Source organism: Kitasatospora sp. NPDC058965 (genome assembly GCF_042741245.1).
Classification (GTDB): Bacteria; Actinomycetota; Actinomycetes; order Streptomycetales; family Streptomycetaceae; genus Kitasatospora.
This window is the reverse complement of record NZ_JBHYKG010000348.1, coordinates 1-8422: the sequence shown is the minus strand read 5'-3', so window position 1 is coordinate 8422 and position 8422 is coordinate 1. Positions and strand designations below refer to the sequence as shown.

The 8422-nt window shown below is 71.2% G+C and carries 2 protein-coding genes and 1 pseudogene; 2 read left to right on the top strand and 1 reads right to left on the bottom strand.

Translation table 11 applies throughout. The features are described from left to right. Nucleotides 1-119: 119 nt before the first annotated feature. Nucleotides 120-3062, bottom strand: coding sequence for an RICIN domain-containing protein (locus ACFW1A_RS35090; RefSeq protein WP_380416490.1), 2943 nt, complete (start codon nucleotides 3060-3062; stop codon nucleotides 120-122). A gap of 844 nt (nucleotides 3063-3906) precedes the next feature. Here ACFW1A_RS35090 and ACFW1A_RS35085 point away from each other — a divergent pair. Together ACFW1A_RS35085 and ACFW1A_RS35080 are read left to right on the top strand one after the other, a co-directional pair. Then, nucleotides 3907-5676: an alpha-galactosidase gene (locus ACFW1A_RS35085; protein ID WP_380416487.1), complete on the top strand. Its 1770-nt coding sequence runs from the start codon at nucleotides 3907-3909 to the stop codon at nucleotides 5674-5676. Between the two features lie 534 nt (nucleotides 5677-6210). Continuing rightward, nucleotides 6211-8285: pseudogene (locus ACFW1A_RS35080) on the top strand (NPCBM/NEW2 domain-containing protein). Nucleotides 8286-8422 lie beyond the last annotated feature (137 nt).

Genomic DNA, 8422 nt, shown 5'->3' with positions numbered 1-8422 from the left:
CAGGAAGGGCGACACTCCTTTTGCCCGTCCGGCTGACGGCCGTCGCGCCCTCTGGCGAGACCTGGATGCCCTGCTGCTGCGCACCGGCGTCACGCGCTGCCCAGCGTGCGCCGGCCGGATCAGGCGGGCTGGATCCGCCACTGCTGGGTCGCGGCGCCGTCCACAGCCTGCTGGACGAGTCCGGCGCCCTTGGCGAGGGAGCCGCCGGCGGTGTCGAGGGCCTTGCCGCTGTTGAGGTTCACCAGCGTCCAGGAGCCGTTGGCGGCGGCCTGGAAGGCCCACTGCTGCGTCCGGCTGCCGGTGCAGGTCGCCTGCTGGACCGCGGCCTGGTCGGCGGTCGGGACGCCGGAGATGTCCAGGCACAAGCCGGAGTTCCGGTTGGTGACGGTGAAGTTCCCGGCGGTGGTGGCGGCGTGCAGGTCCCAGACCTGGTTCGGGGCGCCGTTGGCGCTCCACTGGATCGCGGCGCCGCCGGCGCTGGTCGAGCCACCGCTCATGTCCGCGGTCAGGCCGCTGCCTGCGTTGGTGAGGGTGAAGGAGGCCCGGTCCGCAGGCACCAGGGTGAGGTTCCACTGCTGGTTGGGCTGCCCGGTCGGGTGGTACTGGATCACGGCGGTGCCGGGCGCGCCGAGCGCGCCGTAGACGTCCAGGACCTTGCCGCTGTTCCGGTTGGTGATCGTGTAGCCGCCGTTGGCGGTCGACAGGATGCTCCACTGCTGGTTGCCGCCGCCGTTGGGGCTCCACTGTTCCAGTTGGGTGCCGTCGCCGGTGCTGTTGCCGGGGACGTCGAGGACCTTTCCGCTGCCCACGTTGGTCAGGGTGAAGTAGCCGTTGGCGGCGGTCAGGTTCCAGTCCTGGCTGTCGGCGCTTCCGACCGGCTGCTGGACGGTCTTGGCACCCTCGGCCGCCGGGTCGCCGGCCAGGTCGAGCGCCTGTCCGGTGAGACCGCTGGTGATCCGGTAGGCGGAGCTGTTGGGCTGGGCGCCGATCGGCGTGACGGTGAGGTTGTCGAACTGCTGCGTCTGGTAGCCGCCCAGGCCCAGGGCCACCTGGCCCGCCGTCAGGGTCGTGTCGGTGGTGGTGCCGACCGTGCTGCCGTCGACCGCGCCGGTGATGGTGCTGCCCTGGACCGTGACCTCGAGGTGGTGCCACCTGCCGGTGCCCAGCGCGGCCGTGGTGCCGGAGGCCAGGACCACGGGCGCGCTGCCGGTGCCGCCCCTGGCGATCGACCAGGCGCCGGTGTCGGCCACCTCCAGGTAGTACGCAGCGGGGTTGTCGAGGCTGCCCTGCCGCCCCGCACGGGCCATGACCCGGACGGAGCCGGGCTGTTCGAGCAGGGTGTCGACGCCGACCCGGTAGTCGCGCCAGCCGGCGTCGCCCAGCCGGGTGTACGGCGCGGAGGTGTTGCCGCCCCAGGGCAGCGGGGGTTGGGCGGCCATCTGGCGCACGCACTGGCCGGTCCGCCCGCCGCCGCAGGGGACGACCTCGAACGACCCGTTCATGTCGGCCAGCAGCGCGGCCTGGCCGTGCGGCGCCGCCGTCTCGAAGCCGTCACTGTAGGGCAGGGCCAGGGGAGCGGCCGGCGGGACGGCGGTGCTGCCCTTGGACTGTCCGGTGGTGGTGGTGAGCGAGTACACGTACCCGGGCTGGGCGGTGAAGGTGTACGTGCCGTTCTGCGGTGTCAGGTCGGCGGTGTGCAGGAAGTACTGCGCGGGGTCGCGGGAGGCGAGGTTGCTGGCCCAGACGTGGACGGTGCCCGTCGGGAGGTCGCCCGTGACGCGGAGGTGCACGGTCTGCGGGCCGGTGGCGGTGGTGGTCTCCAGGATGGTGGACCAGGCGTCTCCGGCGGGCGATTCGAGGGTCACGTAGCTGCCGGGCGAGGTGGCGGTGCCGCTGCCGCCGCCGAGGTAGCCGGAGGCCGAGTCGAGGAACTGCCAGCCGGGCGCGGTGAACTGGGTGACCTGGGCGGTGGACCACACGGTGCTGCCCACGGTGTAGTGGCCCGACCAGGGCTGGTCGGCCTGGAGCAGGCCGTCGGTGTCGAACGGCAGGGTCGGGTAGAGGGCGGCGACGAGCGGCCAGTTGAAGGTCGCGGTGATCCGGCCGTCGACGTAGCCGCGGGTGATGGTGCGGATCTGCGGCGCGGCGCCGGTGTTGAGGTCCTGGGAGCCGTTCTCGCTGGCCCAGACGGGCTTGCCGGACTGCAGCGCCGCGGCCGGGACCGGGCAGTTGTAGGCGGTGCCTGTGTCGCCGGTCCCGCCGTTGGTGCCCTCGCAGGGGTAGTGGTGGCCGATGATGTCGACCGAGTCGGCGAAGTCGGGGTTGGCCGCCATCGAGGTGAGCAGGGGCCAGGTGCCGGTGGTGTCGCTCCGGACCGGGAAGCCGGTCCAGTTGTCGTCCGCCACCAGCTGCACCGCACCGTACCCGGCGGTGTCCAGCGCGGAGCGCAGCTTCGGGAACCAGGTCGGGTCCGGGGTGCCGCTCTCGTTGCGGCCGCCGAGGTAGTCGATCGTCAGGCCGTGCTGCTTGGCGCAGCCCAGCCAGTCGGTGAGGTAGGCGATGCCGTTGTCGTTCCAGATGTTCCCGTTGGCACCGACCCAGCCGGGCGCGCCCCAGGCGAGGGCGGACAGCTTGATCTGCGGGTTGCGGGCCTTGGCCTGCGTCATCAGCCACCACTCGTAGCCGGTGTCGCACTGCACCTGGCCCTGCACGTGCTCGTGCGAGGCCTCGGCGCCGTCGGTGGAGTTCGTGTCGCCGCCGATCTCGACCTTGAGGATCTGCAGCGCGGCGCCGTAGCCCGGCTTGAACATGTAGTCGAGGATCTGGGACCGCTCGGGCTCCGGGTAGTCGATCAGCAGCCGCGAATTGCCGCCGCCGCCGCTGATCGCACCGATGCCGTCGAAGGTGCGGCCCGTGCCGTTGCCGTCCACCGTCACCGTGGTGTCCGGGATCGCCGCGGCCGCGGCGGCCGGCGGTGAGGTGGTGATGAGGCCGGCGAAGCCGAGCGTGAACAGGCACAGGGTGCCTACGGCTCTGCGGCTCCGCGAAAGGGGTCCAGCCATGGTCCGTCCTTTGTCTCAGGTGGATTCCGCACGCGTCGAGGTTGCCCGGGAGACAGCGGGGGAGTGGTTTTCCGCTTCTTTCCGCCGGGCGTGTTCGGCGGAGGGTGGACGGCCGGTATCCGTGACGACCAGGACATCCGGCAATGGGTTTCGTGCAGGGATTTCGGTCGATCCGCGCTCTCGGATCCGAAGGAATTCCGCAGGGAAGAGGGCGCGGTCGCGGTGCACCCGTGCGGGGGAGACCGACCACGGTTCCCGGCCGGTGGCGGTGCCCCACTGGCGGTGTGCGCCGGTCAGCCTAGGCCCGAAACCAACAGGAAACAATAGGTTCAAACAGAACTCGCCAGATGGACACGTCGATTCGGTCGGACCGCGGAGCCGAGACCGGCTGGGCGAGTTCCAGGGCAGCAGAAAACCCGGCGAAACGCGGCCATTAAAACGGGTTGCGGAATTCTCTTGACGTCACTCCGGCCGGTTCGGTTCTATGAGGCCCCGCAAGCCCCTCACCTGCGAATAATCCCTCGGACGGAGTCCCTGAACGGAATTCCGCCACGAGCCTGCTGACGCCCGGCGGCCCGCGTCGCACAGCTGTGGCGCCGGCGCGGGCGGCGACAGTTCAGCACCGGCAGAGGCCACCACCTCGCACCGGGCGGGACGGCGGCGCCGCCTGCACCGTGCTGACAGGCCGTCATATGTCGTGCAGGGCAGGATCGAAGACGCCCGTGCGGATCGCCGTTGCGGCAGGATCATTCCCGGACGGCCGAGTTCGGTGCGCCTGTGTGCCGGCTGCCGGCTCGCGCACCGCCGTTCACCCCCACCCACCCCCACCCACCCTGGAGTTCCGATGTCCCGTCACCTCCGGTACCCGCCGGCCCGGCCGAGCGGCAGACGCCTCAGTGCCCTCGCCACCACGGCCGTCCTCCTCGGCGCCGCCGCGGCCGTCCAGAACGCCGCCGCGCCCGAGGCCCACGCCCTCGGCAACGGTGTGGCCCTCACCCCGCCGATGGGGTGGAACACCTGGAACTCCTTTGGCTGCAACCCCTCCGAGAGCCTCATCAAGGGGGCCGCGGACACCATCGTCTCCTCGGGGATGAAGGCCGCCGGCTACCAGTACATCGTCGTCGACGACTGCTGGTTCAACCCCGACCGCGACGCCAACGGCAACCTGCAGGCGAATACCGCCCGGTTCCCGGACGGCATGAAGGCCGTCGCCGACTACGTCCACAGCAAGGGACTGAAGTTCGGCCTCTACGAGGTCCCCACCGACCAGACCTGCGCCCAGCGGCTCGGCAGCTACCCGCTCGGATCCAACGGTCAGGGCACCGGAAGCCTCGGCCACGAGCAGCAGGACGCCACCACCTTCGCCTCCTGGGGCGTCGACTACCTCAAGTACGACTGGTGCGCACCGAACCCGAACCCCGGCACCGACGACCTGGCCCACCAGATCCAGCAGTTCGACCTCATGCGGGACGCGCTGGCCGCCACCGGGCGTCCCATCGTCTACAGCATCAACCCCAACTCGTACCACTACCCGAAGAGCGGTGCGACCCACGACTGGAGCGGTACCGCGAACATGTGGCGCACCACCGAGGACATCACCACCTCCTGGAACACCGGCAACACCAACGACTACCCGATGGGCGTCAGCAACATCCTCGCCATCGAGGCGCCGGCCTCGATCGCCGACCAGGCCGGGCCCGGGCACTGGAACGACGCGGACATGCTGGAGGTAGGCAACGGCGGCCTCAGCGCCGACGAGCAGCGCTCGCACATGGCCATGTGGGCCCTGACGGCCTCGCCGCTCATCGCCGGCAACAAGCTCGGCTCGATGACCGCCGCCGACCTCGCCCTGCTGACCAACCCCGACGTCATCGCGGTCGACCAGGACGCCCAGGGCACGGCCGGCCGCCTGATCAGCGACAACGGCGGCCTGCAGATCTGGAGCAAGCGTCTCGCGGACGGATCGCTCGCCGTGGTCCTGCTCAACCAGAGCTCCGGCACGGCGACCGTCTCGACCACGACCGCCAGCCTCGGGCTGCCGTACACCACCTCCTACACCGTCAAGGACCTCTGGACCGGTCAGAGCGCCGGCACCGCGGGGGCCGTCTCCGCCTCCCTGGCCCCGCACGCGAGCGCGATGTACCGCATCACACCCGTCGGCCGGGCCACTACCCCGCCGGCGCCCGCCAACGGCACCTACGAAATCGCGTCCACCGGCTCGACCCAGGTGATGGACGACCCCGGCAGCAGCCCGACCGCCAACACCCAGCTGATCAGCTGGACCCGCAACAACGGCGACAACCAGCGCTGGATCCTCACCGCCAACGGTGACGGCAGCTACGCCGTGAAGAACAAGACCTCCAACCTGTGCGTCGACGTCCGCGGCGCCGCCACCGGCCCCGGTGCCGCCGTCATCCAGTACGGGTGCACCGGCAACGCCAACCAGCGGTTCACTCCCCAGCCGCTGCCCGGCGGCGGCTTCGCGCTGGTCGCCCAGCACAGCGGTCTGGCCATCACCGCCGCCGGCACCACCAGCAACTCCGGCCTCACCCAGCAGCCGCTCGGCTCCGCCCAGCCGGACACCCAGGCGTGGGCGCTGAACCCCGCCTCCTGACACCCGCCGCCGTACTCGCCGTGCGGGGAGGGCCGTTGGCGCTCGGCCGGCCGGCCCGACGCGCCGGCCGACCGTTCGGTGCCGGTCACGGTGGTCTTTGCGGGCACGGTCGCCGCGAAGGCCACCGTCAGTGTGCGCGGGAGCTGCGCAGCCCGACCGGAGAGAAGAAAATCCAACAGATTCAAACGTAGCGAAGCCATGAGACCGTCGTCGCTGACGCCATGTCAAGTGCCGCGCCCCGGCTCCTGGGTCGTCGGCGCCCGGCCGGGCGCACGAACTTCCTTTATAACAGCGGCATTGTGCCGGAAAGCCACCTCAGGCCGGGGGTGAGGCGGCCGCGCTCAGGAGCGTGGCCGCGGGTGGGATTCCGTTGTCTTGACAACCCGTCAGGGCAACCCCGACGCTCTCCCCACTGATTGGTTCCGTTGGATTTGGTTCTTTTCTGTTCCGATCGTCACCTGGAGGTCCACCTTGGCTCGGATCCCCCGCACACGTCGCACCAGGGCGTTAGGCCTCGCGTCCACCCTGGCCCTGATGGCCGGTGGCGGCGCCCTGAGCGCCACCGCCGTCGTCGGCCTGGACCTGGCGGCCGCCACCCCGGCGGCCGCCCTGCAGAACTCCCAGGCCCGTGTCCCGCAGATGGGGTTCAACAACTGGAACTCGACCCACTGCCGGGCCGAGTTCAACGAGTCGATGGTCGAGGGCATCGCGGACCGCTTCGTCTCGCAGGGCCTGAAGGCCGCCGGCTACCGCTACGTCAACCTCGACGACTGCTGGGCGCTGCCCACCCGCGACGCCAACGGCGACCTCGTCGCCGACCCGGTGCGCTTCCCGCACGGCATCAAGGCCCTCGCCGACTACGTCCACGCCAAGGGCCTCAAGTTCGGCCTCTACTCCAGCGCCGGCACCAAGACCTGCGACCGGCAGGGCTTCCCGGGCGGGCTCGGCCACGAGCAGCAGGACGCCAACCTGTGGGCCTCCTGGGGCGTCGACTACCTCAAGTACGACAACTGCAACAACCAAGGCGTCGACGCCCAGCAGCGCTACACCGCCATGGGCGACGCACTGCGCGCCACCGGCCGCCCGATCCTCTACAGCATCTGCGAGTGGGGCTCCAGCAGCCCTGGACCTGGGCGCAGGAGGTCGGCAACTCCTGGCGCACCACCGGCGACATCTCCGACACCTGGTCGAGCATGCTCTCCATCGCCCACGCCAACCAGGCCCTCGCCCCGTACGCCGAGCCCGGCGGCTTCAACGACCCGGACATGCTGGAGGTCGGCAACGGCGGCATGACCGACACCGAGTACCGCACCCACTTCAGCCTCTGGTCCGAGATGGCCGCCCCGCTGATGATCGGCACCGACCTGCGCACCGCCACCCCGGCCACGCTCGACATCATCAAGAACACGGACGTCATCGCCGTGGACCAGGACCCGCTCGGTCGCCAGGGCACCGTCGTCGCCGACGACGGCGGCCTGGTCGTGATGAGCAAGCCGCTCGCCGACGGCGGTCGCGCCGTCACCCTCACCAACGAGACCGCCACCACCCGGACCATCTCCACCACCGCCGCCGCAGTCGGCATCGGCGGCGCCGACTTCTACCGTCTCAAGGACCTCTGGTCCCAGCAGACCAGCCGGATCAGCGGGACGATCAGCGCGGTGGTGCCGGCGCACGGCACCGCCATGTACCGCCTCACCCCGAACGATCCCACCGCCATGCCCACCGGGGTGTTCCAGGTCGGCGACCTCGCCTGGACCGATGCCGACAACGGCCTGGGCCCGGTCGAGCGGGACCACAGCAACGGCGGCAGGGCCGCCGGGGACGGCCGACCGCTGACCGTCAACGGTGTCGTCTACCCCAAGGGACTGGGCGTGCGGGCCGACTCCGACCTCTACTTCCACCTGGGCGGCACCTGCAAGAACCTCAGCGTCGACGTCGGCGTGGACGACGAAGTCGCCAGCGGATCCGTCGTCTTCCGCATCTACCGCGACGACACCGTGGTGGCCGACAGCGGCGTGCGCACCGCCGCCCAACCCGCGCTGCACCTCAGCGCCGACCTGACCGGAGGCCAGGACCTGCGCCTGGTGGCGACCTCCGCCACCGGTGAGGACGAGAACGACCACGGCGACTGGGCCGACCCCAGGCTCGCCTGCGGCAACGGCCCGGCCGCCGGCACCCACGCCCTCAGCGACCTGGCCTGGACCTCCGCCAGTGGCGGCTGGGGCCCGGTCGAGCGCGACCGGAGCAACGGCGAGCAGGCCCCCGGCGACGGCGGCCCGCTGACCGTCAACGGCACCGTCTACGCCAAGGGCCTGGGCGTCAACGCACCCTCCACGATCACCTACTACCTCGGCGGTACCTGTACCGCCCTCAGCACCGACGCAGGGGTCGACGACGAGGTCGGCGCCAAGGGATCGGTCGACTTCCAGATCTACGCCGACGGCAGGAAGGTCGCCGACAGCGGCCTGCGCACCGGCAACGACGGCCCGGCCCACCTGACCGCCGCCCTCGCCGGAGCCTACGAACTCACCCTCCGGGTCACCGACGGAGGCGACGGCAACGCCTACGACCACGCCGACTGGGCCGCCCCGCAACTGACCTGCTCCTGATCCGTCGTCGCGCCGTCCGGTCCTGCGGCCCGGGGGGGGGGCGCCGGGGCGGCCGGCCCGCCCAAACGGGGGGGGGGTCCCGGCGGGGGGGGTGCAGGCAGGCACCGCCCCCGGGTGGGCACCCCGGTAACGGCGGA